General features: G+C 72.9%; 16 protein-coding genes. 11 read left to right on the forward strand and 5 right to left on the reverse strand.

Going from position 1 to position 24,038, the window contains the following annotated elements; genetic code table 11:
* The first annotated feature begins 10 nt into the window (after positions 1–10).
* Positions 11–829 carry an SAM-dependent methyltransferase gene (locus tag ABZ272_RS02325; protein ID WP_355048074.1) on the forward strand — a complete coding sequence of 273 codons (819 nt, stop codon included), beginning with the start codon at positions 11–13 and terminating at the stop codon, positions 827–829.
* A 34-nt stretch (positions 830–863) separates the two neighbouring features.
* Here ABZ272_RS02325 and ABZ272_RS02330 read toward each other — a convergent pair whose 3' ends face one another.
* Entirely contained in the window at positions 864–1,205 is a 342-nt protein-coding gene (locus tag ABZ272_RS02330; protein ID WP_355048075.1) for a metalloregulator ArsR/SmtB family transcription factor, read from the reverse strand.
* Between the two features lie 219 nt (positions 1,206–1,424).
* Positions 1,425–2,270 carry an SDR family oxidoreductase gene (locus ABZ272_RS02335; protein WP_355048076.1) on the reverse strand — a complete coding sequence of 282 codons (846 nt, stop codon included), beginning with the start codon at positions 2,268–2,270 and terminating at the stop codon, positions 1,425–1,427.
* 98 nt (positions 2,271–2,368) lie between these two features.
* Between ABZ272_RS02335 and ABZ272_RS02340 the strand changes: the two genes are divergently transcribed.
* The gene (locus tag ABZ272_RS02340) at positions 2,369–2,836 is read left to right on the forward strand and encodes a MarR family transcriptional regulator (protein ID WP_355048077.1); all 468 of its coding nucleotides are present in this window, start codon (positions 2,369–2,371) and stop codon (positions 2,834–2,836) included.
* 46 nt (positions 2,837–2,882) lie between these two features.
* On the opposite strand, the gene ABZ272_RS02345 is transcribed toward ABZ272_RS02340, so the two are convergent.
* Both ABZ272_RS02345 and ABZ272_RS02350 read right to left on the reverse strand, forming a co-directional pair.
* Positions 2,883–4,346: a PepSY domain-containing protein gene (locus ABZ272_RS02345; RefSeq protein WP_355048078.1), complete on the reverse strand. Its 1,464-nt coding sequence runs from the start codon at positions 4,344–4,346 to the stop codon at positions 2,883–2,885.
* Between the two features lie 136 nt (positions 4,347–4,482).
* On the reverse strand, positions 4,483–5,529 hold the full coding sequence (locus ABZ272_RS02350; RefSeq protein WP_355048079.1) for a polysaccharide deacetylase family protein: 1,047 nt from the start codon (positions 5,527–5,529) through the stop codon (positions 4,483–4,485).
* Positions 5,530–6,620: 1,091 nt separating this feature from the next.
* Here ABZ272_RS02350 and ABZ272_RS02355 point away from each other — a divergent pair.
* Both ABZ272_RS02355 and ABZ272_RS02360 read left to right on the forward strand, forming a co-directional pair.
* Positions 6,621–8,687 (forward strand): PQQ-dependent sugar dehydrogenase, encoded by a 2,067-nt coding sequence (locus ABZ272_RS02355; RefSeq protein WP_355048080.1) that lies wholly within the window; start codon positions 6,621–6,623, stop codon positions 8,685–8,687.
* Positions 8,688–8,861: 174 nt separating this feature from the next.
* Positions 8,862–9,935 carry a glycerophosphodiester phosphodiesterase family protein gene (locus ABZ272_RS02360; RefSeq protein WP_355048081.1) on the forward strand — a complete coding sequence of 358 codons (1,074 nt, stop codon included), beginning with the start codon at positions 8,862–8,864 and terminating at the stop codon, positions 9,933–9,935.
* Between the two features lie 71 nt (positions 9,936–10,006).
* On the opposite strand, the gene ABZ272_RS02365 is transcribed toward ABZ272_RS02360, so the two are convergent.
* Positions 10,007–12,316 (reverse strand): BTAD domain-containing putative transcriptional regulator, encoded by a 2,310-nt coding sequence (locus tag ABZ272_RS02365; RefSeq protein ID WP_355048082.1) that lies wholly within the window; start codon positions 12,314–12,316, stop codon positions 10,007–10,009.
* Positions 12,317–12,612: 296 nt separating this feature from the next.
* On the opposite strand from ABZ272_RS02365, the gene ABZ272_RS02370 reads away from it, so the two are divergent.
* The 7 genes from ABZ272_RS02370 to ABZ272_RS02400 all read left to right on the forward strand — a co-directional run bounded on the left by ABZ272_RS02370 (position 12,613) and on the right by ABZ272_RS02400 (position 24,030).
* Positions 12,613–15,105 (forward strand): amino acid adenylation domain-containing protein, encoded by a 2,493-nt coding sequence (locus tag ABZ272_RS02370; protein ID WP_355048083.1) that lies wholly within the window; start codon positions 12,613–12,615, stop codon positions 15,103–15,105.
* Entirely contained in the window at positions 15,102–18,401 is a 3,300-nt protein-coding gene (locus tag ABZ272_RS02375) for an amino acid adenylation domain-containing protein (protein WP_355048084.1), read from the forward strand. Before ABZ272_RS02370 ends, ABZ272_RS02375 begins: the two co-directional genes overlap by 4 nt.
* Positions 18,398–21,466 (forward strand): beta-ketoacyl synthase N-terminal-like domain-containing protein, encoded by a 3,069-nt coding sequence (locus tag ABZ272_RS02380; protein WP_355048085.1) that lies wholly within the window; start codon positions 18,398–18,400, stop codon positions 21,464–21,466. The genes ABZ272_RS02375 and ABZ272_RS02380 overlap by 4 nt, the downstream gene beginning before the upstream one ends.
* Positions 21,466–21,657, forward strand: a complete 192-nt coding sequence (locus ABZ272_RS02385; protein WP_355048249.1) for an MbtH family protein — start codon at positions 21,466–21,468, stop codon at positions 21,655–21,657. Before ABZ272_RS02380 ends, ABZ272_RS02385 begins: the two co-directional genes overlap by 1 nt.
* A gap of 38 nt (positions 21,658–21,695) precedes the next feature.
* Positions 21,696–22,175 (forward strand): hypothetical protein, encoded by a 480-nt coding sequence (locus ABZ272_RS02390; RefSeq protein WP_355048086.1) that lies wholly within the window; start codon positions 21,696–21,698, stop codon positions 22,173–22,175.
* A gap of 76 nt (positions 22,176–22,251) precedes the next feature.
* A complete protein-coding gene (locus ABZ272_RS02395) occupies positions 22,252–23,478 on the forward strand; it encodes an MFS transporter (protein ID WP_355048087.1) in 1,227 nt (408 codons plus the stop codon).
* A gap of 81 nt (positions 23,479–23,559) precedes the next feature.
* Complete coding sequence (locus tag ABZ272_RS02400; protein WP_355048088.1) at positions 23,560–24,030, forward strand: hypothetical protein; 471 nt, start codon at positions 23,560–23,562, stop codon at positions 24,028–24,030.
* The last annotated feature ends 8 nt before the right edge of the window (positions 24,031–24,038 follow it).

Below are 24,038 nucleotides of genomic sequence, written 5' to 3' on the forward strand. Positions count from 1 at the left end.
GGGAGGCCGGATGACGTACCACGGCGGACGCCCGGCGGCCACCGACCGGATCGACACCTCGGTCGCGCACCCGGCGCGCAGGTACAACTACCTGCTGGGCGGCAAGGACAACTTCGCTGCCGACCGGGCGTCCGGTGACGCCCTCGCGGCGGCGATGCCCACCATCCGGCTCGCCGCGATCGAGAATCGGATGTTCCTGCGACGCGCGGTGCGCTTCCTGGCCCAGCGCGGTGTCCGGCAGTTCCTGGACATCGGGACCGGCATCCCGACCGCCGACAACACCCACGAGGTCGCGCAGGCCGTCGACCCGTCGGCCCGTGTCGTCTACGTCGACAACGACCCGATCGTCCTCGCCCACGCCCGCGCGCTGTTGTCCAGCACGCCCGAGGGGCGGACGACGTACCTCGACGCCGACCTGCGCGCGCCGGCCGAGATCCTCGCCCATCCCGACCTGCGCGCGACGTTGGACCTGACCCAGCCCGTCGCGTTGATGCTGGTGGCCATCCTGCACTTCGTCCGCGACGACGAGGACCCCAAGGGCATCCTCGATCGGCTCGTCGCCGCGTTGCCGTCCGGCAGCTACGTGGTCGCCTCGCATGTGACCTGGGAACATCTGCCACCTGCGGTCACCGCCGGGTTGGCCGCCAACAACCGCGACGGCCGCTTCCAGGCGCGCAGCACCGAGCAGTTCGCGGCCCTGTTGGACGGGCTGGAACTCGTCGAGCCGGGCATCGTCTCGGTGGCGCGCTGGCACGCCGACGACGCGCCGCAGCCGCGCCCGTCCGTGCGGGACGTGTCGTTCAACGGCGCGGTCGCCCGCGTCCGCTGACGACCGGCGTCACCGCCGCCGACGAATCGACCGCTCAGCGGGTCTTCTTGGTCGGCCTCTTGCGCGGCGGCGTCAGCAGGTCGGCTATCGCCGCGATCGCCGAGGGCACGATGCGGTAGTAGGCCCAGACCCCGCGCTTCTCCCGCTCGATGAGGCCGGCCTCGGTGAGAATCCGCAGGTGATGGCTCACGGTCGGCTGAGAGAGGTTGAGCGGCGCGGTGAGGTCGGTGACCGAGGCCTCGCCGTCCGGGGCGGCCTGGATCAGGCTGAGCAGGCGCAGTCGGGCCGGATCGGCGAACGCCTTCAGCACCCCCGCAAGCCGTTCGGCGTCGGCGCGCTTGATCGGCTCACCGGCGAGGGGCGAGATGGCAGGCATGGCGGTATTGGCAGTTCCCACGACAGTCATCGTTCCACCAAATTGACGGTTCGAGTGGCTGAACCGGACAAATCGCCGGACCGATGATGTGCTTCGCGCGACACCGACGCGCGGGCCACCGCCGATGCGCTCTCCGGCGCGGTCACCGGAGAGCGCATCGCCCCGCCGCGGCGTCCGCGTCGCGGAGCCCTGCTGGGCGTGGCGCGCGGGCGCGACGACTCAGGCCGCCGCGAACCGCTCGCGGTGGTCGTGCGCGAACTCGGCGAAGGTCCGCGCCGGTCGGCCGGTCACCCGGGCGACGTGGTCGTTGGTGAAGTCGCCCCAGCCGCTGCCGTAGGCGACCCGGTACTCGGTGAGGACCTCCGCCGACCACTCGTCCAGACCGGCCGCGAGGAGCCCGTCCCGCGTCTGCTCGGGGCTCTGCGGGAGGTACCGGACCGGGCGGGCGATCGTCCGGCCGATGTCCTGCGCCGCCTGGTCCAGCGTGATGCTCTCCGGACCGGTGGGCGTGTAGATCATGCCCTCGTGCGGCCGTGGCGCGGCGAGGATCGCGGCCCCGACGGCGGCGATGTCCCGCACGTCGACGAGGCCGACCCGGGCCGCGCCGAAGACACCGTAGAGCTGGTCGCCGGCCAGCGACCCGAGCAGGTTCTGCATGAAGAAGCTCGGGCGCAGGATCGTCCAGGGGATGCCGGACGCCTGCACCTCCGCGTCGGAGAGCGCGTGCAGCCGGCCGTTGCGGGTGGGGGCGTCGTGCGCGGCGCCGATCGCGGAGAGCCGGACGATGTGCCGCACGCCGGCCTGCCGCGCGGCCCAGACCGCGTTCATGCTCTGACTGGGCGCGATCGGACCCATCGCAGTGAGCAGCCACAGGGTGCGTACGCCCTCGAACGCCGGCGTCAGCGTCGAGGGGCGGTCCAGGTCGCCGACGACGTACTCGACGCCGTCGAGCGCGGGCGCTCGCGACGGCTCCCGCACGAGCGCCCGTACCTGCTCGTTGCCGGCGAGTTCGCGCAGCACCTCCCGCGAGACCGTGCCGGTCGCACCGGTGATCAGAATGGTCATGGTCGTCCTCCGGATTCACGCGGACCCCGACGGGCCCGCTGGTCGCCGGTGAGACGTTATAGTCCAAAACTTGTACCGTCCAATGATTGGACAAAAATATGAAGCGCAGCACACGTAAGGAGCAGGATCCCGACCTGGGCATCCTGGCCGTGCAGCTCTCCGGGCGTGTCCAGCGGGAGATCTTCACGCGCGCCGCCGAGGACGGCTTCGACGACGTGCGACCCCGCCACGGCGCCGTCCTGGCCTACCTGGATCCGGAGGGGACGCGCCCCGGCGAGCTGGCGCGACTGGCCGGGCGGAACAAGCAGACGATGGGCGCGATCCTCGACGAGTTGGAGCGGCTCGGCTACGTCCGGCGTACGCCAGACCCGGCCGACCGCCGGGCGAAGCTGATCGTGCCGACCGAGCGGGGACTCCGGCTCATGGAGGCGTCCGACGACTTCGTGGCGGCGATCGAGCGGCAGCTCTCCGACGCGCTCGGCCCCGACCGGTACGCGGAGTTCCGCACCGCCCTGCGCGCCAGCCTGGCGGCCCTTCCGCACGGCGGCCACGACACCGAGAGCTGACGCCCCCGGATGCCGCGGCCGGCCCGACCCACTCTGGTCCGACGGGTCAGCTCCCGGCCGGCGCCGGGGAGACGGGCATGGTGCCGGGACGCCGACGCCGGGACACCATCCCCGCGACGACGTCGACGGCTCCGAAGGCGAGCAGGCTGAGGCCGAACAGCGGTAGGGCCCAACCCACCGCCACGGTCGCCGCCGCGCCGAGCAGCACCGCCCACAGCGGCAGCCGACGTACGCCTCCACGGGCCGGCGGTGCGCCGACGAGCGCGCGACGGTCGGCGCGGGTCGGCCGGCGCTGCCACCACATGCGGTAGCCCCAGACGACGACGCAGAGCAGCCCGAGGGCGAGCGCGGCGAGCAGGATCTGGTTGACCGGGCCGAAGAGGACACCCATGTGGGCCTGGGTGCCGAGGCCGCTCAGTTTCGCCAGGAGGGGCCAGTCGGCGAAGTCGCTGCGGGCGGTGATCGTCGCGCTGGTGGGGTCGACGGCGACCCGGTCCTTCGCGACCGGCCAGGTGTTGTCGATCTGCGTGACGGTCCACGCGGTGCCCGGCTCTGCCGGGGTCATCTCGACCGGACCGGTGAGGTCGGCCGTACGAGCAGCCGCCAGGACCCGGTCGAAGGCCGCCGGGTCGACGACCCCTTCCGCCGGGGCGTCCCCGTGGTGGTGGCCGCCGCGGCTCTCGGCGGGGACGGCGGTGAGGCTGGTGGAGATCTCGGGGGAGCGCGCGTCGAGGGCGTCGAGGCCGGCGCCGAAGTTGGCTCCGGCGTAGCGGGACCAGGTCAGGCCGGTCACCGAGAGGAACAGCAGGCCGACGACCAGCCAGACGCCGGTCGTGGCGTGCCACCCCCGGGTACGACGGACACCCCTGCCGGTGGACAGGTTGGGCACGAACAGGTGCCGGGCGGCGGACCGGGAGGCGCTGCGTCGTCGCCACCACAGGAGCAGGCCGCCGAGGGCCAGCACCCAGAGCCAACTCGCCGCCAGCTCCGAGTAGTGCCGGCCCACCACGCCGAGGTGCAGGTTGCGGTGCAGGTCGTCCAGCCAGGTGGTGGCCGGCGTGGAGCCGAACCAGGTGGTGAGCTGACCTCGGACCTCGGCGGTGTACGGGTCGACGTAGACGGTGTGCACCTTCTCGCCGAGTTCGGGCAGGGAGAACGCCACCCGGGTGGTCCGGTCGCCGTCCCCGGGCTGGACGGTGGCGATGTCGCCCGTGGGGTGCGCGGCGCGGGCGGCGGCGATCTGGTCGGCGAGGGGGAGTGGACGGTCACCGCGCGCGGCCACGGTCAACCGGTCGCCGTAGAGCGCGCCGTCCAGTTGCGGCGCGACCGTGTAGGCCAGCCCGGTCAGCGCGGCGACCACGAGGAACGGCGCGACGAGGATGCCGGCGTAGAAGTGCAGCCGGACCAGCAGCGCGCCGAACGGCGAGGTGCGCCGGGTCGGCTGGGTCGGAAGTTCCGCCGGGGTGGACTCCTCCGGCGTCGGCGTGCCGGACAGCTCGGTCAGTGACATGTCTGGTAGTCGCGACATCGGCCGGTGTGGTTCCCGCCACTTCCGGATCGGATCGGGGGCGGCGGGGTGGGCCGTGGTCGGGGGACGCGTCCCGCGTGGCGTTGCCGTGCGCGCCACGCGGGAGTCGTCCGAGGGGTCAGCCGGCGCTACAGGAGCGGATCTGTGGCCGGGCGCTGCTGTTGCCGTTGAACATCGTGGTGAAGCCGAAGGTGTTGCCGCTGCCGTTGGACCGTACGGTCATCACCGTGCCGCTGCTGTCCCAGCTGGCGTTGCCGTTCCAGACGCTGGAGACCCGCTGCGGCGACGTGAGGGCCACGACCACGGTCCAGGTGTTGCTGCCGCTGACCGTCACCGAGGTGTTGTACCGGTCGCCCCACACGTTGGTGGTCGACGCGGCGGCGGTGCAGGATCCGCCGCTGGGCGGTGGGGTCGTCGCGCCGGGGGGCGGCGTGGTGCCGCTCGGCGGCGGGGTGGTCCCGTCGGGAGCGACCGCCCGACCGGTGGACGGCGAGATCATGCCCGGGCAGAGGTTACGGCTGGTCAGGTTGGCCATGATCTGCCCGATGGCGTCCCGGGTGTTCTGGATGCCGTCGTGCATGAGGATGACCTGACCGGCCTGGAGGCGACTGGCGTTCGACACGATCTGGCTGACGCTGGCGCCGTTCCAATCCTGGGAGTCGACGTCCCAGATCACCTGGCGCATCCCGAGCGAGGAGGCGACCGACTGGAGGGTGGAGTTGGTCTCTCCGTACGGGGGCCGGAACAACTGGGGTCGGACGCCGGTCGCCGACTGGATGGCCGAACTCGTCTGGGACAGGTCGGACTGCATCTGGGACTGACTCATCGACGTCATGTGGGCGTGGTTCCAGCTGTGGTTACCGACCCACATGCCGGCGGACACCTGCGCCTGCGCCGCCGACCGGTTGTTCTGCACGTTCTGCCCGACGTTGAACATGGTGGCCCGTACGCCGTTGGTGCGCAGCACGTTCAGCAGGGCGCTGGTGCTGCCGGTCGGGCCGTCGTCGAAGGTGAGACCGACGTAGCCGTTGCAGGTGGCGGCGTTCGACGGGGTGGCGGTGGCCGCGACGACGACGGCGCAAGCCGCGGCGGCGGTGACGAGGATGGACAGCGCCGCCCGTAGTGGCCTGGACCGTACGAGCGTGCCAGCGGAGACAGTGCTCATCTGTGCCCCTTCTACCGGCCCGGTCCCGCCCCGGTGTGGAAGGAGAGCACGGTCCGGACGTGGTGGGTGGTGGGTGGGGAGATCGACGCGACCTCGCGGATACCGGTTGCATCGATCACGGTGGATCGGAGTATCGCAGCGGAAATTCGAGGCAGTCAATAAGTTCCGGAAGTCCTCCGAGAGTGCTGCGCGGTCGTCGTGGCGCGGTCACCCGGGTGCGGAGCAGTGGCGATCCACCTGCGACGACCCGCGGACCGCAGGCGTATCGGCCGCCACGGGCCGAGCGTCGATCTCAATGATCCGGAAATTCATCGGAACTATCGGCAACAACCCGATCGCCCGGTGAGGTTCTTCGACGCCGGTTGTGAGTTCAATCTCCTGGCCACTGTCGGGGCCAGCGGAGACGACTAATGGTTGGCCCGCCTGTGCCGTCTGACCTTTCGCAAAGTTTCCGAGAAACGTTGACATCGCAGTTCTGCCGTACCAATACTTTCGCCACCGACGGACCTCGATGAGCGTCGATCAGGGTCGTCCACGACGACCCGAACGCCGGCCGCCGATGGCGGGGCGGGCCGGCCGACGCCATCGCGTCGCACGACGTCGGTGCGCGCAGGAATCCATCCGCCGGGAGGCCCGCCCGGTCGGGTGGAGACTGCGCTGCGGGGCCGCCCGGAGCGGCGGACCGGGCGGTCCGGCTCGGCGCCGACAGGCGCTGGTGGCGCGGCGGTTGCTGGGCCGCCGCGCCACGCCGCGCCGCCATGTCGGCCCACCACGCCGCGCGCCCGAGCAGTCCCGCCACGACGCGCCGCCGGGCGCAGTCCCACCACATCGCGTCGCCGCGCTCAGGCCCACCACACCGCGCCCGCCGCGCAGTCCCCGCCACGCTGTGTCGCTACACCATTACGCCGCATCGAGGCCGATCCGTGGGAAGCCGGCTTTGTTGACGTGGTTTGTCCTTTATCGAACGTGATCGTTGACATGTGCCCGCAATCCATCTTGGATGGTCGATGTTGTCTATTCGTCGGTCTGGTCGGGCGCTGGGTCGCCCGGCGTGGGGTCGGGCCGGTCGATGCCCCGACCTTGGAGGACGGATGAGCGTTTTCGCGCGGCTCAGACCACGACGGCTCCTGCCGCCGATCGCCGTGGCAGTGCTGGTGGCCGTGACGCTCGGCGTGCCGGCGTCGGCGGCCGGTCCGTCGACGATCGTCGGCGCGGCGTCCGGCCGATGCCTGGATGTGGTGGGTGGCGGTCGGACCGCCGGTACCGGGATCAACATCTATGACTGCGGCGGACAGGCCAACCAGGCGTGGACCCTCACCGCGGCTGGCGAGCTGCGGGTGTACGACGCGACGATGTGCCTGGACGTCGTCGGGCAGGACACCAGCGCGCCGGCCGCCGTCCAGATCTACGGCTGCACCGGCGGGGCGAACCAGCGCTGGCAGATCAACACCAACGGGACCATCGTCGGCGTCCAGTCGGGACTCTGCCTGGACGTGACGGGTGGCGGCACCGCCAACAGCACGACCGTGGGCCTCTGGACCTGCAACGGGCAGGCCAACCAGCGTTGGACGGCGTCGTTCGGCAGCGCCGACAGCCAGCCACCCACGCCGCCCGGCAACGCCCGGGTCAGCGGTCTGACCTGCAACTCGGTGACGTTCGCCTGGAACGCCTCGACGGACAACGTGGCGGTGGCGTACTACGACATCTACCACGACGGCCAGCTGATGACGTCGGTGAGCGGAGGCACCCTGTCCGCCAACCTCACCGTCGTGCCCGGCGCGACCTGGGGCCTCTACGTCAACGCGCGGGACGCCGCCGGCAACGTGTCGCAGGCCAGCTCCACCGTGACGATCACCCCGCCGCAGTGCCAGGCCGACACCGTGCCGCCGAGCACGCCGACGCAGCTCACGGGCAGCGCCTCGGGCACCACCGTCACCCTGCGCTGGACCGCGTCCAGCGACAACGTCGGGGTCCGGGCGTACGACATCTACCGCGGTGGCGTGAAGATCGGCGCCGTGACGGGCGCTCCGCCGGTGACCACCTTCACCGACAGCGGCCTGGCGGCGAGCACCACCTACCAGTACCAGGTGGCGGCCCGCGACGGGCAGGACAACGTCTCTTCGCGCAGCGCCTCCGTCGCGGTGAGCACCGGTGCCACCTGCGCCAATCCGGTGTGCACCGTGCGTCAGGTCGCCACCGACACCGATGTCCCGTGGGGGCTGGTGACGCTGCCGGACGGGAGCGTCCTCTACAACCGCCGCGACGCGCACGACATCATCCAGCTCAACCCCGCAACGGGGGCGAAGACCACCGTGGGCACCGTGCCGAACGTGCAGAGCACCGACGGTGAGGGTGGCCTGATGGGCCTGGCCATCTCGTCGAGCTTCGCGAGCGACCGGTGGCTCTACATCATGCACACCTCTCCGACTGACAACCGGATCGTGCGGATCAAGTTGGAGAACGGTCGGCTCACCACGGCCGGTGAACAGGTCCTGCTGAGCGGGATTCGGCGAAACAAGTACCACAACGGCGGTCGGTTGCGGTTCGGCCCGGACGGCAAGCTCTACGCGAGCACGGGCGACGCGCAGAACGGCGCGTACGCCCAGGATCGTGCCGCTCTGGAGGGCAAGATCCTGCGACTCAACCCGGACGGCAGCGTCCCGAGTGACAACCCGTTCGGCAACTACGTGTGGAGCTACGGGCACCGCAACCCGCAGGGGCTCGCGTTCGACTCGCAGGGCCGTCTGTGGGAGCAGGAGTTCGGCAACTCGATCATGGACGAGACGAACCTGATCACCAAGGGCGGGAACTACGGCTGGCCGGCCTGCGAGGGCACCAGCGGCACCTGCGGCACCGCCGGTTACCTCGCGCCGGCGCGCACCTACCCGACCGCCGAGGGCTCCTGCTCCGGCATCACGATCGTGCGCGACGCCCTCTACGTCGCCTGCGCTCGCGGCGCGCGGATGTACCGGGCCGTGATCAGCGGCAGCAGCCTGACGAACGTGCAGACGTACTTCAGCGGCACGTACGGCCGGCTGCGCACGGTCGAGCCGGCGCCCGACGGCGGGCTGTGGCTCACGACCACGACCACCGGCGACAAGGACAGCATCCCGAACAACAGCAACGAGCGCGTCCTGCACGTCACCCTCGGCGGTTAGCCGGGACGTTCGCCGGCGGTCACCGCATCGACGTGGTGACCGTCGGCGGACGGCAGGTGCTTCTGAGGTTCGGCGAGCGTTCACGTCCCGCTCGCGGCGAGGTCATCGGGGCCGACCGACCCCCACCTAGCGTGGCCAGGGCATCTGCACCTGAAGAGCTGAGGTTCTCGCACCATGTCCCTGCGTCACATTCTGGCGGGCCTCGTCGTCCTGCCCGCGCTCGCCGTTCCGGTGGCCGCGCACGCGTCGACCGTCGACAGTGCCAACGCGCTGCTCCCGCAGAAGACCCACTTCGACCTCCAGGCGCACCGCGGTGGCATCGGCATGACCACCGAGGAGTCGCTTGAGGGCTTCGCCAAGGCCCTGCGCCTCGGTGTCACCACCCTGGAGATGGACACCCAGATCACCAAGGACCAGAAGGTCGTCGTCAACCACGACCGCCAGGTCAGCGCGCAGAAGTGCGCCGACACCGCGCCGGTCACGGCCGGTGACCCGATGTACCCGTACGTCGGCAAGTACCTCAAGGACCTCACCCTCGCCCAGGTCAAGACCATGGACTGCGGCTACCAGCAGCTCCCGGGTTTTCCCGAGCAGGAGCAGGTCAAGGGCTTCCGGATGGTCGAGTTGAAGGACGTCCTCGACCTCGTCAAGAGCTACCGGGCGAAGCAGGTCACCCTCAACATCGAGACGAAGGTCGAGGCGGGAGCGCCCGAGCAGACCGCGCCCCGCGAGCTGTTCGTCCGGCGCGTCTTCGAGGAGATCCACGCCTCCGGCCTCGAGAAGCAGGTCACCATCCAGTCGTTCGACTGGGGCGCGCTGAAGGAAATGCACCGGCTCGCGCCGAAGTGGCCGCTGGTGGCCCTGACGAACTACGACTTCCTCCAGGTCGGCAAGCCCGGCGCGTCCCCCTGGCTCGGTGGGATCGACGCCGACGACTACGACGGTGACTTCGTCAAGGCGGCCGCCGCGATCCCCGGCGTCACCGCCCTGTCGCCGAACTACGGTTTCCCGCAGAACGGCACCATCGCCGACCCGAACTTCCGCTTCTACCCCGACGCCACCATGATCGCCGAGGCGCACGCCCGCGGCCTGAAGGTCATCCCGTGGACCTGCGACGACCCGGCGACCGTGTCCGCGCTGATGGACATGGGTGTCGACGGGATCATCAGCAACTATCCCAACCGGGTGCGGGCGATCATGGCCGAGCGCGGCATGCGCCTGCCGAAGAGCTACCAGCTCCGCCACTGATCTCGCGTCCGGTGGCCGGGACCGGCCGGTGAGCTTCCTTGGCGCTCACCGGGCGGTCCGGGGTCCACCGGTCAGGCCGGGTGCTCGATGAGCCTTTTCGACGTCCGCTGCGCCGGCACGCCGGCCGGATGGTGGCCCGAGTCCACCTCCGCCGTCCACGGTGGCTGGGCGGCCGGCGTCCGCCACCGGGCCACCCGCGCCCCCGGCCCAGCCGCCGAACCCGCGTGCTGCCCCGCGGCGCCGGTGTCACCGCCGGTCGTCGGGCCGCCCGCCGGGGCGATACCCAGCTCCCGCATCCGCTCGACGTACGTGCGGTAGCGGCGTTGCGCCTCGCCGTGCCGTCCGGCCGAGCGCAGCACCTGCACCAACTCCAGGTGGGCGTCCTCGTCGTACGGGTCGCGGTGCACCAGTCGCATCAGGTAGACGACCTTCTGGTCGGTGTCCGGGGTGTGCTGGGCCAGGGCGCGCAGCACACTGGTGTGGGCGGCCTGCGCCTCCTCCCGCAGCGGCTGGGCCCAGTCCTCGTACGGGTCGTCGGAGAGGAAGTCCCCGCCGTACAACTCGTCGGCCCGTACCAGCGCGCGGGACGTGTCGGGATGCCCGGCCCGCAGGGCGGCCTGTGCCTCCTCGGCCGCGGTGAGGAACGTCTCGACGTCCACGTCGATCACGTCGAGGTCGATCGCCACCGAACCCCGGTCGGCCAGCACCGCCCCCCGACCGCTGGTGCGGTGCCCGGTGCTGAGCACCCGACGCAGCGTGGACAGCAGCACCGACAGCCGGTTCGCGGTGCGCGACGGTGACTCGTCCGGCCAGAGCAGCTCCATCAGCCGGGCGCGGGGTACGGCGCGGCCCCGGTGCGCGACGAGGATCTTCAGCAGGTCCCGGGCCTTCTTGGACTGCCACTCGCCGTACGGGACGACGGCGCCGGCCCGGAACACCCGGAAGTCGCCGAGGGTGTGAATGACCACCGCCGGTACGCGCAGCGTGATCGCGCTGAGCCCGTCGGCGACGCCCGGGTCGAGGCGTACCCCGCAGCGGCGCAGTTTCTGCTCGGCGCCCTCGGCGCCGCGACGGGCCTGCCGCCCCTGCAGGCGTGCGGCGATCAGCCGGACGGTGGCCTCCTCGGCCGGGTCGCCCAGCTCCCGGCAGAGCGCCGCCGCGTCGTCGAGCAGCCCGGCGGACGCGCGCGGATCGTCCGCCGCGAGCACGGTGAGCTGAAGCGCCTCGATGAGGGTGGCGCGTCGCCGCCCGACGGTGGCCCCGGTGCGGGCCTCGGCGGCGTCGAAGTGGGCGGCGGCGGTGTCGCCGCGCAGCAGCGCCACCCAGCCGCGCGCCAGCAGGGCGTACGGCCGTTCGAGCTCCCGGGCCACGGTGACCGCGCGGTCGGCGAGGTCCTGCGCGGCTGCCAGGTCGTCGGCGGCGCGGATCCGCGCCAGCTCGGCGAGCACCCAGGCCGGCGAGGTGGGGCGTGCGGGAGACGTGGCCATGGCGCTCAGGGCGCCCTCCAACGCCTGCCGGGCCTGGCGCGGCTCGCGCCGCCGGCGGTGCACCATGCCGAGGGCGGCCAGCGAGAACGCCTCGTCGGCGGTGACGCCCGCCAGCTCCCGCAGGCGAAGCCCCGCGGCGCCGTCGGCGAGCGCCTCCTCCAACCGCCCGAGCTGGCACTTCGCCGCGGCGGCCAGGGTCAGCGCGTACGGCTCGAAGCCGGAGTCACCCGCCACCTCGGTCAGTCGTACGGCCGCCTCGGCCTGTCGCAGCGCGTCGGCGGCTTCGCCGGCCCGCAGCAGGTGGCCGGCCAGGTCCAGGTGGACCATCAGCCGGAACAGGTTGGCGTCGGGACGGCGCAGCCCGTCGGTCGCCTCCGCCCGCGCGAGGGTCGCCGTCGGGTCGCCGGTGGCGGCGGCGAGCAGCACGACCACCCGGGCGTACGCCTGATGGGCGGTCGGTACGCCGCACGCGTGGGCGGCGCGGGCCGCCTCCTCGACGTCGGCGCTGGCCCGCTCGATGTCGTCGTCGAGCAGGTGGTGCACCGCGGCGTGGCAGTACGTCTGCACGGCGTGCGGCCCGGTCGCGCCGATCGGCGCGGTCGCCAGGAGGGCTGCCGCCAGGTGTGGTTCCCCGGCGAGGTGGTGCCGCAGCGCCGTGCGCCAGATCTGGGCGACCGCGCCGTCGGCCTCGTCGGGGCGCGCGGCGAGCAGGTCGGTCTGGGTGGCGAGCCACAGGTGCGCCGCCCTGCGGTCACCGGCGGCGACGAGGTGCCGCAGCGCCCGCCCCGGATCACCGCTCGTGGGCTGTCGTTCTGCTGTCGACGCGTCGCCTCCACCTTCGCTGCGAGCCGGCGGCGACGCGCGCCAGGCATGGTTGACAAGGTCTCCGGACATTCACCGCTCCTGTGCTCTCGTGGAGGATCAGGCGAGCGAAGAGACAACCGGGCCCTGCGAGTCGTCACCCGGCGTGGCTTCCCCCCGGCACGATCATTGCCTTCATCGAGCGGCATCGCCATAACCAAAAGAGTCGGTGTACTTACTGACTGCAATGCGCTATCGGCATAAAGCCGCGCTCAGGTTTCCCTCAGGTCGCCGCAACGGCACCCGAACGGTCCGTACAAGCAACTGGCACGGGTGCGGGCCATGCTCTCGGTCATTGCGTGTCACCCGCCGATCGGAGCTGAGATCCGATGACCGAACAGACAATTCTTCCTGCCCTTTCCGCCTTCTGGGAGCGGCAGCTCGCCGCCCTCCCCGAGCCGCCGGACTTGCCCTTTCCGCCGACGACAGACCCGCCCGGCGACGCCCGGGTCGACCTGGGCGACGAGGCCGAGCCGCAGGTCAGCGCGTTGGCCGGGCTGTTCGCGCTGCTGCACCGCTGGGTCGGTGCTCGGGATCTGCTCGCCGCGACGCCGGCCACCCCGACCGACGCCGGACGCTGGCTGCCGGTCCGGGTTCGGCTGCCTGAGGATCCCACCTGGACCGAGCTGCGGGACCTGGTCCGAACGGCGCTACGGGAAGCCCGGGCGCATGACACGGAATTGCCCGAAAATCCTCTCGACTATCGGCCGGTGGTATCGATCGTCTCCGATCAACTGTCGCCCGGTAATCGTGGTGTGTTGCGGCTGCTGATCGACGACGCCGACGAACGGGCGACGGCCACGGTGGGCGGGCACCCGCACGTCGGGTCGATCGCGGCGGCCCTCGCCGTCCTGCTCGACCGGGCGCGGGAACGCCCCGGAGCGCGGCTGTCCGACCTGCCGCTGCTCGACCCGGCGACGGAACGGCGGGTGGTCCGTGACTGGAACGCCACCGACACCGCCTATCCACGCGAGTCGTCGGTGCCCGCGCTGTTCGCCGAGTGGGCCCGGCGGACCCCGGACGCGCCCGCCCTGCGCGACGACGACCAGACCCTCGACTACCGCGAGGTGGACCGGCGCGCGAACCACCTGGCCGGGCGTCTGCTCCGGCTCGGCATCGGCGCGGAGACGATCGTCGGGATCTGCCTCGCCGACACCACGACCTGGGTGGTCGCCGCCCTGGCCACGCTCAAGGTGGGCGCCGCGTACCTGCCGCTGGACCCGGGTTATCCGCCGGAGCGGCTCGCGCTGATGTGTCAGGACGCCGCGCCGGGCGTCATCCTGCACGCCGCCGCGCTGGCCGACCGGCTACCCGACGACGGCACCCCCCGGATCGCCCTGGACCGGCTGCCCGCCGACGACGGCCCGGCGCAGCCCCCGGCGGTCACGGTCCACCCCGACCAACTCGCGTACGTCATGTACACGTCGGGGTCGACCGGCCGCCCCAAGGGCACCGGCGTCAGCCACCGCAACATCGTCCGGCTGGTCCGCGACACCACCTTCATCGACGTACGCCCCGACGACGTGATGGGGCAGGCCGCCACCATGTCGTTCGACGCGGCCACGCTGGAGGTCTGGGGCGCGCTGCTCAACGGCGCCTGCCTCGCGGACCTGGACATCAACGACGTGATCGTGCCGGACCGGCTCCGCGCCCGGCTGCGCGACACCGGCGTGACGGTGATGTTCCTGGCCACCTCCGTGGCCCGGCAGGTGGCGACCGAGGCGCCGGACGCCCTGGCGGCGCTGCGCTATCTGACCTTCGGTGGCGAACAGGCCGACCGGAGCGCTGTGGACCGGCTCCGGGCGGCCTGTCCGGACACGACGCTCGTCAACGGGTACGGCCCAACCGAGGCGACCACCTACAGCACCACGTACGACTGCGCCCGGCTCACCGCCGCGGACCCGGTCGTGCCGATCGGCGGCCCGGTCGCCAACACCCGGGTGTACGTGCTGGACCGGCTCCTGCGACCGGTGCCGCCCGGCGTGCTGGGCGAGCTGTTCATCGGCGGGGACGGCGTCGCCCGGGGCTACCTCGGCCGCCCCGACGCGACGGCCGAGGCGTTCGTGCCCGACCCGTTCGGGCCCCGGCCCGGCGGCCGGCTCTACCGCACCGGCGACGTGGTCCGGCAGCGCCCGGACGGGTTGATCGAGTTCGTTGGCCGGTCCGACCACCAGGTGAAGATCCGCGGGTACCGGGTCGAGCCGGGCGAGGTGACCGAGGCGTTGCGTCGCGGCGGGCTGGTCCGCGACGCGATCGTGCGCGCCGACCGCGACGCCGCCGGTGACGCCCGGCTGGTCGCGTACGCCGTGCCCGACGAGGGTGTGGGCGTCGAGGCGATCCGGGAGCGGGCCCGCGAGCAACTGCCCGACCACCTGGTGCCGGCCGTGTTCGTGGTGCTGCCCCGGCTGCCGCTCAACCGCAACGGCAAGGTGGACGTCGCGGCGCTGCCCGCCCCCGACGCCACCACGCCAGCCGATGACGACGCTCCCCGTACGCCCACCGAGCGGGCCGTGACCGAGATCTGGCAGGACGTCCTCGGCGTGCCGGTGCGCCGACGCGCCGACGACTTCTTCGACCTCGGTGGACGGTCCCTGAAGGCGACCCGGGTCCGCTCCCGGCTCGCCGCCGCGGTCGGCGCGGAGGTGCCGTTGCGGCTGATCTTCGACCACCCGACGGTCGCCGGGCTGGCCGCCGCGCTGGACGAGATCGCTGGCACACCCGCCGAGTCCGCCGAACCGGTCGCGCCGGTCGTGCTGGACGGGCCACCCCCCGCCGATCTCGCGGGCCTGCTCGACCAGCTCGAACAGGGTGCCGCCCGATGATCGGCGCGCTCACCCCCGCGCAGTTGCGCCAGCGCGTGGACGCCCTGCCACCCGAGCGGCGGCGGACGTTCCTCGCGGCGATCCGCGCGGACGGCGACCGGTACGGCATCCACCCGCTCACCGCCGCCCAGGAGTGGATGCTCCTGCTGGCCCAGCTCCGACCGGACAGCCCCGCCTACCACGTGCCGTACCGGGTGGACCTGCGCGGCGAGGTGGACGTGGCCGCGTTGCGCGGCGCGCTCGACGAGATCGTGGCGCGGCACGAGGCGCTGCGCACGGTCTTCGTGCCACTGGACGGCCAGTCGTACCAGATGGTCCTGCCGCCGACGGGTCTGCCGCTCACAGTGGTGGACGTCGCGCCGGAGCGGATCGACGGGTACGCCGCCGCCGAGGCGGTACGCCCGTTCGACCTGGCCCGGGGGCCGCTGGTGCGCGCCACCCTGTGCCGCACCGGCCCGGATGACTTCTCGCTGCTGCTCAGCCTGCACCACGTGGTCTGCGACGGCTGGAGCATGGGTCTGCTCTTCGAGGAGTTGTCGGCGGCGTACGCGGCTCTGCGGGAGGGCCGTGCCGTGGCGTTGCCGACGGTTCCCCGGGACGTGCCGACGGCGCTGGCCCAGGACCGGTTGCTCGGCCCGACCGAGCTGGCCCGGCGGCTCGACTGGTGGCGTGACGCGCTGGCCGGCGCGCCGCCCGGCCTCGACCTGCCCACCGACCGGCCCCGTCCGGTGGAGCTGGAGGACGCCGGCCACGAGATCGAGTTCTCCTGGCCTCCCGCGCTGGCCGACCGGGTCGCCGAGGCGCAGCGACGCGCCGGCGCGACCCCGTACATGATCTTCGCGGCGGCCTGGGCGGCGCTGCTGCACCGGCGCAGCCAGCAACCGGACCTGCTCATCGCCACCCCGGTGGCGAATCGGCAGACACTCGACAGCGAAACCGCCGTGGGTTTCTTCGTCAACACCCTGGTGCTGCGCAGTCGGGTCGACGGTGCACTGACGTTCGCCGCGCTGCTGGACCGGCTCCGCGACTCGGCGCTGACCGCGCTGACCGATCCGGTGCCCTTCGACGCCCTGGTGCAGGAACTGCGCCCGGTCCGCGATCCCGGTCGTCATCCCCTCGCTCAGGTCATGTTCGCCGTCGAGGACGGCTGGGAACAGCGGCTGACGTTGCCCGGGGTGACCGTGCTGGCCAGCGGCGAGACGCACACCGGCACGTCCATGTTCGACCTGACGCTGACCGTCGTCGCGCAGGAGGGCCGCATCGACGGGCGGATCGAGTACCGGACCCGACTCTTCGACGAGTCGACCGCCCGCGCGCTCGCCGACCAGCTCGACACCCTGCTCATGGCCGCGCTCGCCGCCCCGGACTCACCCGTGGACCGGCTGCCGCTGCTCGACCCGGCCGCCGGTCGGGACCTGGTGGACCGCTGGGCCGCCACCGCGCCCGCGTCCCCCGAGCAGCCGACCCTGGGCGAGCTGGTCGCCCGCCAGGCGAGGACGAACCCGGACGCGGTGGCGGTGGCGTACCGCGATCAGGCTGTCACCTACCGGGACCTGGACGCCCGGGCCGACCGGCTGGCCCGGGCCCTCACCGCCCGGGGTGTGCGGGCCGAGACGACCGTCGGCGTCTGCCTGCCCGCCGGCCCAGACTGGGTGGTCACCTTCCTCGCCGTACTCCGATCCGGTGGGGTCTATCTGCCCCTGGACCCGCAGCTACCGGCGGCCCGGCTGGCGCACCTGCTCGCCGACTCGGCCGCCGCGCTGGTGGTCACCACCGCCGACGCGCAGCTCGCGCTGCCCGCCACCGACCTGCCGCTGCTGCACCTCGGCGCCGCCGCGCCGAACGACGCAGCTCCGGACGACGCCGCGCCGCTGGCGGCCGTCCATCCGGACGGCGCCGCCTACCTGATCTACACGTCCGGCTCGACCGGGCTGCCCAAGGGCGTCATCGGCACCCATCGGGGGCTGGCCAACCTCGCCGAGGCGCAGGCCCGGCTGGTCGGCGTCCGGGCCGGCGACCGGGTCCTGCAGTTCCACTCGATCGGGTTCGACGTCGCGCTCTCCGACGTGGTCACCACGCTCACCGTCGGCGCGACCCTGCGCCTGCTCGGCCCGGACGAGCGCACGCCCGGCCCCGACCTGGCCGCCGCGCTCATCCGGTACCGCGTGACGGTCGCCGACCTACCGCCGGTGGTCCTCGACGCGTTGGACCCCACCGAACTACCCGACCTGCGGGTACTCACCGTGGGTGGGGAACCCTGCGCGCCGGACGTCGCCGCCGCCTGGTCGCGCGGCCGGCTCCTGATCAACGGGTACGGCCCCACCGAAGCCACCGTCACCGCCACGGCCGCCCACTGCGCGCCCACCGACAGCGAGCTGCCGATCGGCCGCCCGCTGACCGGAGTGCGCGCCTACGTCCTCGACTCCGAGCTGCGGCCGGTGCCGCCCGGGGTGCCCGGCGAGCTGTATCTCGGCGGCCTCGGCGTGGCCCGCGGCTACCACGGCGACGCCGCGCTCACGGCCGGACGCTTCCTGCCCGACCCGTACGCGCCGACGCCGGGGGTACGGATGTACGCCACCGGTGACCTGGTCCGCTGGCGTGCCGACGGACAACTCGTCTTCCTCGGCCGGGCGGACAACCAAGTCAAGATCAACGGTTTCCGGATCGAGCTGGGTGAGGTGGAGGCGCACCTGCGGCAGCACCCGGGCGTACGGCGGGCCGCCGCCGTGGTGCGGACCGACTCGCCCGGCGGGAGACGACTCGTCGGCTACCTCGTGGGCGACGGGTTGGCGGTGGACGAGCTACGCCAGAGCCTGCTCCGGCGGCTGCCCCGCTACCTCGTGCCGAGCGCCTTCGTGGTGGTGCCCGACCTGCCGTTCACGTCCAGCGGCAAACTCGACGCGTCCCGCCTGCCGGCCCCCGCCGTGGCCCGCGCCGATCTCGGCGCCGCGTACGTGGCGCCCGACGGGGCCGTCGAACGGGCCATCGCCGACACCTGGCGAGCGGTGCTCGGGCTGGACGACGTCGGTGCGGACGACAACTTCTTCGACCTCGGGGGCACGTCCCTGCTGCTGGCACGGGTGCAGACCCGACTCGCCGACCGGCTGGGCCGACCGGTTGCCGCGGTGGAGCTGTTCCGCTACCCGACCGTCGCGCAGTTGGCCCGCTTCCTCGACGGCGGGTCCGCGCCCACGGCGACGCCGACCGGTGGCCGCCGACGGGACGAACGCAAGCAGGCGCTGGCCGATCGGGCCCGCCGGGCCCGCCCGGTGCCGGCGGGGGAGGGGCGAGCGTGAGCGACCAGGAGACCGGACTGGAGATCGCCATCGTCGGGATGGCCGGCCGCTTTCCGGGCGCGGCCGACGTCGACGAACTGTGGCGCCGGGTCCTCGCCGGACAGGAGACCATCACCCGGTTCACGGACGCGGAGTTGGCCGCCAACGGGTTGAGCGAGGAGGAGCGACGGCACCCCGACCACGTGCCGGCGCACGGCGCGCTGCCGGACGTCGACCGCTTCGACGCCGGCTTCTTCGGCTACTCGCCCCGTGACGCACGGCTGCTCGACCCGCAACAGCGGCTCTTCCTCCAGGTCGCCTGGGCCGCCCTGGAACGCGCCGGTCACCTCGCCGGGGACCCCGACCGGCTGGTCGGCGTGTACGCCGCCGCGGCGGCCAGTGGCTACCTCCTGCACCACCTGTTCCGTAACCCGCGGCTGGACTCGGTCTCCGAGTACGAGCTGATGCTCGCCAACGACAAGGACTCGCTGCCCACCCGGGTGGCGTACCACCTGGATCTGCGGGGACCCGCCGTGGCCGTGCAGACGGCGTGCTCGTCGTCGCTGGTCGCCGTACACCTCGCCGCGCAGGCGTTGCTCGCCCGCGAGTGCGACGTCGCGCTCGCCGGCGCGGCGCACATCCTGCTGCCCACCGGCACCGGCTACCGCCACGAGGTCGGCGGCATCATGTCCCGCGACGGGCACTGCCGGCCCTTCGACGTACGCGCCACCGGAACCGTGGGAGGCGACGGCGCCGCCGTGGTCGTCCTGCGCCGGCTGGCGGACGCCCGCGACGACGGCGACCCGGTGTACGCCGTCATCCGGGGCTCCGCCATCAACAACGACGGCCGGGTGAAGGTCGGGTTCACCGCGCCCGGGGTGGACGGTCAGGTGGCCGCGATCCGGGCCGCCCAGGAAGTGGCCGAGGTCGACCCCGCCACCATCGGCTACGTCGAGGCGCACGGCACCGGCACCGAGCTGGGCGACCAGATCGAGCTACGCGCCCTGACCGAGGCGTTCAACAGCGCCGGGACCTCTCGCGGCGTCGGCGAGGGTCGGTGTGCGCTCGGCTCGGTCAAGTCGATCGTCGGTCACCTCGACGTCGCCGCCGGCGTCACCGGGCTGATCAAGGCCGCGTTGGCGCTGCACCACCGGGTGGTGCCACCCAGCCCGTACTGCACCGAGCCGCACCCCGAGCTGGCCGGCGGCCCGTTCCGGGTGCCCACCGCGCCGCAGCCCTGGCCCGACCTGGGCGGGCCGCCCCGCGCGGCGGTCAGCTCCTTCGGCATCGGGGGCACCAACGCCCACGTCGTGCTCCAGGCCGCCGAACCGGCGCGGCTACTCGCCGACGACGAGCGGTCCGCGCACGTGCTGGTGCTCTCCGCCCGGGACGCCGACGGGCTCGATGTGGCCCGTGCTCAGCTCGCCACCCACCTGGCGGCGAACCAGGACGTGCCGCTGGCCGACGTCGCCTACACCCTGGCCCACACGCGACGGACGTTCGGCCACCGCCTGGTCGCCGTCGCCCCGGACGCCCGCACCGCCGCCGCCCGGCTCGCCGACCGCGACTCGTCCCTGGTCCGGACCGGCGTCGCCACCGGTACGGCGGCCGGCGTGGCGCTGCTCTTCCCCGGCCAGGGTGCGCAGTGCGCGGGGATGGGCCGCACCCTGTACCGCGCGGAGCCGGTCTACCGGGCGAACTTCGACCGCTGCGCCGAGCTGCTGCGCCCGCACCTCGACGTGGACCTGCGCACGCTGCTCTGCCCACCCGGCGAACCGGTCCCCGCCGCACCGGAGCTGGACGAGACCCGACTCACCCAGCCGGCGCTGTTCGCCGTCGAGTACGCCCTCGCCGAGCTGCTGCGGCACCGTGGCGTACGTCCCGTCGCGCTGGCGGGACACAGTCTCGGCGAGTACGTGGCCGCCTGCCTGGCCGGCGTCTTCACGTTGCCCGACGCGCTCGCCACCGTCGCCGTACGCGGCCGGCTCATGCAGGCGCAGGCCCCCGGCTCGATGCTGTCGGTGGCGCTCGGCGTCGACGAGGTCACGGCGCTGCTGCCCGACGGCGTGGAGGTGGCCGCCGCCAACGCGCCGCGCCTCGTCACCGTCTCCGGCACGACGGCCGCCGTCGCCGCGCTCGCCGCCGACCTGCGGGGGCGCGGGGTGGCCTGCCGCGAGGTACGCACCTCGCACGCGTTCCACTCGGCCATGATGGAGCCCGCCCTGGCCGGCTTCGCCGCGCACCTGCGTGAGGTCCCGCTCAGCCCGCCCGCCGTGCCGATCGTGTCGAACGTGACCGGACGCTGGCTCACCCACGACGAGGCCACCGACCCCGACTACTGGGTGCGGCAGCTCCGTCGCCCGGTCAACTTCACCGCCACCGCCGACCTGCTGCTGGGCGAGCGGTACGCGCTGCTGGAGGCCGGCCCGGGCCGCACCCTGGCCACCCTCGTCCGTCAGCACCGGGCGGCCCGCGGTGCGACGGTGCTGACCAGCCTGCCCGCCGACCGCACCCCGACCGGTGAGGACGACGCGGTCGCGCTGGCCGTCGGTCGGCTCTGGCTCGCCGGGGCGCCCGTCGACTGGCCCACCGGACGACGGCGGGTGCCCCTGCCCACCTATCCGTTCGCCCGCGAGCGGCACTGGGTCGACGCGTACCGGCCCGGCCCGGTCACGCTCGACGAGAGCGCGCCGGTCGCCGCCGCCCCACCACCGACCACCCCGGACACTGCCGTCGCGCCGACCGACGAGCCGTACGAGGTGGTGCGGCGGATCTGGGTCGACCTGCTCGGGGTGGACGAGATCGGCCCCGACGACGACTTCTTCGAGCTGGGCGGCCACTCGCTGCTCGGCACCCGGGTGGTGGCGCGGTTGCGCGACGCGTTCGGCGTCGACCTGCCGCCCGCCGCGATCTTCGAATCACCCACCCCCGCCGCGTTGGCGCGTACCGTCGCCGACCTGGCCCGGCCGGCTCCCGTCGTACCGGACGAGGACCTCACCGACCTGCTCGCGGAGATCCGGGCGCTCTCGCCTGAGAGTCTCGCCCGCGAGCTGCACCTGGCCCGACACGAGGAAGGCAACCCATGATGGCTGACGAACACCGCGTGGTGGTCAACGACGAGGAGCAGTACGCCCTGTGGCCCCGGCACCGGGAGGCGCCGGACGGGTGGCGGGACGCGGGCTGCGCCGGCAGCCGCCAGGAGTGCCTGGACTTCGTCACGCGCACCTGGACCGACATGCGCCCCCGCAGCGTCCGCGAACACCTCGCCGCCAGCTGACAACCGAGTCGTCGAGTTGTCAATGTATCGTTGACACGATGACGACGCCGTTGGCCGGCCTGGCCGAGGTGCGTGCCGCTCGTGCGCACCTGGACGAGCGGGAGGCCGAGCTGATCGACCGGGCCCGCCATGACGGCGCGACCTGGGCGCAGATCGCGGCGGCCCTGGGCCTCGGCACGCGGCAGGCCGCCGAGCAACGCCGTCAGCGTCTGGCGGCGGCGCGACGTGCGCGGCGCCAGGACCTGGACCGGGTCTACCCGCGGCAGATCGCCGCGTTGCGGGCCGCGGTGGCCGAACTGGGGCGGTGGATCGCGACGGACCGACGGTGGGACTCCCGCTTCCGTCGGGCGACACTCGTGCGGAGCACCGTGGACGCCGCCCTGGACGCCGACCCGGGCTCGCTCTACGCCCTGGTCCTGCATCTGCGTACGGACCTCGACGATGCGGGCGACCGGCTGCCGCCGTCGGTGCGGACGCTGGCGGCGACGATGTCGACCGCCTTGTCAACGCGGGATTGACGTCTCCTCGCGGCATTGTCTGAGCCCGGCTCAAGAATCAGGATATGAGTCAACCTGACTCAACCTGGGAGGGTTCATGCGGCGTAACGCGAGTCTGTTCGTGGCGATCTCGATGCTGTCCGGCTTCGGCGGCAGCGCCATGGCCCTCGTGTCCGGCATCTGGATCCTGGACCTCAGTGGCTCCGCCGGACTGGCCGCCCTCGCTGGGCTCTGCGTGTATGCCCCGGTGCTCGCCGGCCCGTGGCTGGGTGGCCTGCTCGACCGGGCGTCGCGACGGCCACTGGTGATCGCCGTCAACCTCATGCTGGCGGGCGCGTTGCTGGCGCTCCTCGCCGTGCGTGGCCCCGGGCAGACGTGTGTCATCTTCGTCGTGTCCGGCGCCTACGGCGTCAGCTACGTGCTCATCGACGCGGGGGAGACCGCGTTGCTGCCGTCGGCGCTGTCGGTGGCGGAACTCGGTGCCGTCAACGGGTGGCGTTCCAGCGCCCAGGAGGGCATGAAGCTCGTCGCGCCGCTCGCCGGCACGGGTCTCTACGCCTGGCAGGGCGGCCACGCGGTCGCTGTGCTGAGCGCGGCGATGCCGATCCTGGTCGCCGTCCTCTACCTGGCGGTCCGCCTGAACCGGACGGCACCCGAGCGACTGACGAGGCCGGACCGTGGGCTCCGTGCCGGACTGTCAGTGCTGGCCGGACAGCGGTCCATCCGCGTGCCGGTCCTGCTCGCCGGCGTGTCGATCGCCATGTCCGGCTTCGTGACCGCCGCCCTCTACACGATCGTCAGCACGGACCTACGCCTGCCGACGACCTTTCTGGGGGTCCTGGCCAGTGCCCAGGGCGCCGGCTCCATCCTGGGTGGAATCATGGTGGGCCGGCTCCTGAGCCGATGGGGTCCGGTTTCCGTCGGGCTCGCCGGAACGGTGCTGTTCGCCGTGAGCTGTCTTGCGCGGTGTCTGCCCTGGTGGCAGGCGACGGTGGCGGGTGCGCTCGTCGCCGGCGTCGGGCTGCCGTGGACCCTTGTCGCGGCGGTCACCGCCGTGCAGACGTACACCCCCGTGGCGCTGCTCGGCCGGGTCGCCGCGACGGCCAACACCGCGATGTTCGGGCCGCTCGTGCTGGCGATCCCGCTCGGTTCCGTCGCCGTGCACCTGGGCGGCCGCCCACCGGTCCTCGCCGCCACCGCGCTCTGCCTGGCCGCCGCGACCGCCTCCGCTCGCGATCGTTGGCTGCCCAGCAACACGACACGCCGGCGACACCACCGCTCACCAGCCAACGATCACGACCGGCAGACCTGCGCGACCGGCTGACGAGCGGGCTACACGGGCATCGAGATCGATTCGTGGCCGTACCGTCGTCGGTCAGGTGCCCGTCGTGATTAGCCTTTCGCCATGCGCCCAACCCTGTCACCGCACCGTCCGTCGGTTGACCCACCACCCAGGGTCTCGCGCACGGGTTGGATCGTCGCGGGCGCCGTCATCTTCGGATGCCTGGCGGCGCTCGCCCTGCCGGTCGGCGGCTTTCTCCTGTGGATGTACGCCGGACCGGACGTGGACGAGCCCCGCGCGGCGGCCGACCAGTTCGTCGGTCGACTGGAGCGCAACCACGACGCCGCCGCCTACGAGTCCCTGTGCCAGCAGATCCGGGTGCGGACCGACCTGGCGGCGTTCACCGCGGCGGTGGAACGCATCGGACGGCCCGTGTCGCACACCATGGGCCGGGCCGGCTTCACCGACGAGCCCGGCAAGAGCGCCTCGGTGACCGTCGAACTGACCGGCCGGGACGGTCGGACCACGACGCTCGAACTTCGCCTGGAGTCGGAGGCCGGCTGGCAGGTGTGCAACGACGAATTCGTCGGCTGACCGGCGCG

It is taken from the genome of Micromonospora sp. NPDC005979 (assembly GCF_040614415.1).
In the GTDB taxonomy this organism is placed as follows: domain Bacteria; phylum Actinomycetota; class Actinomycetes; order Mycobacteriales; family Micromonosporaceae; genus Micromonospora.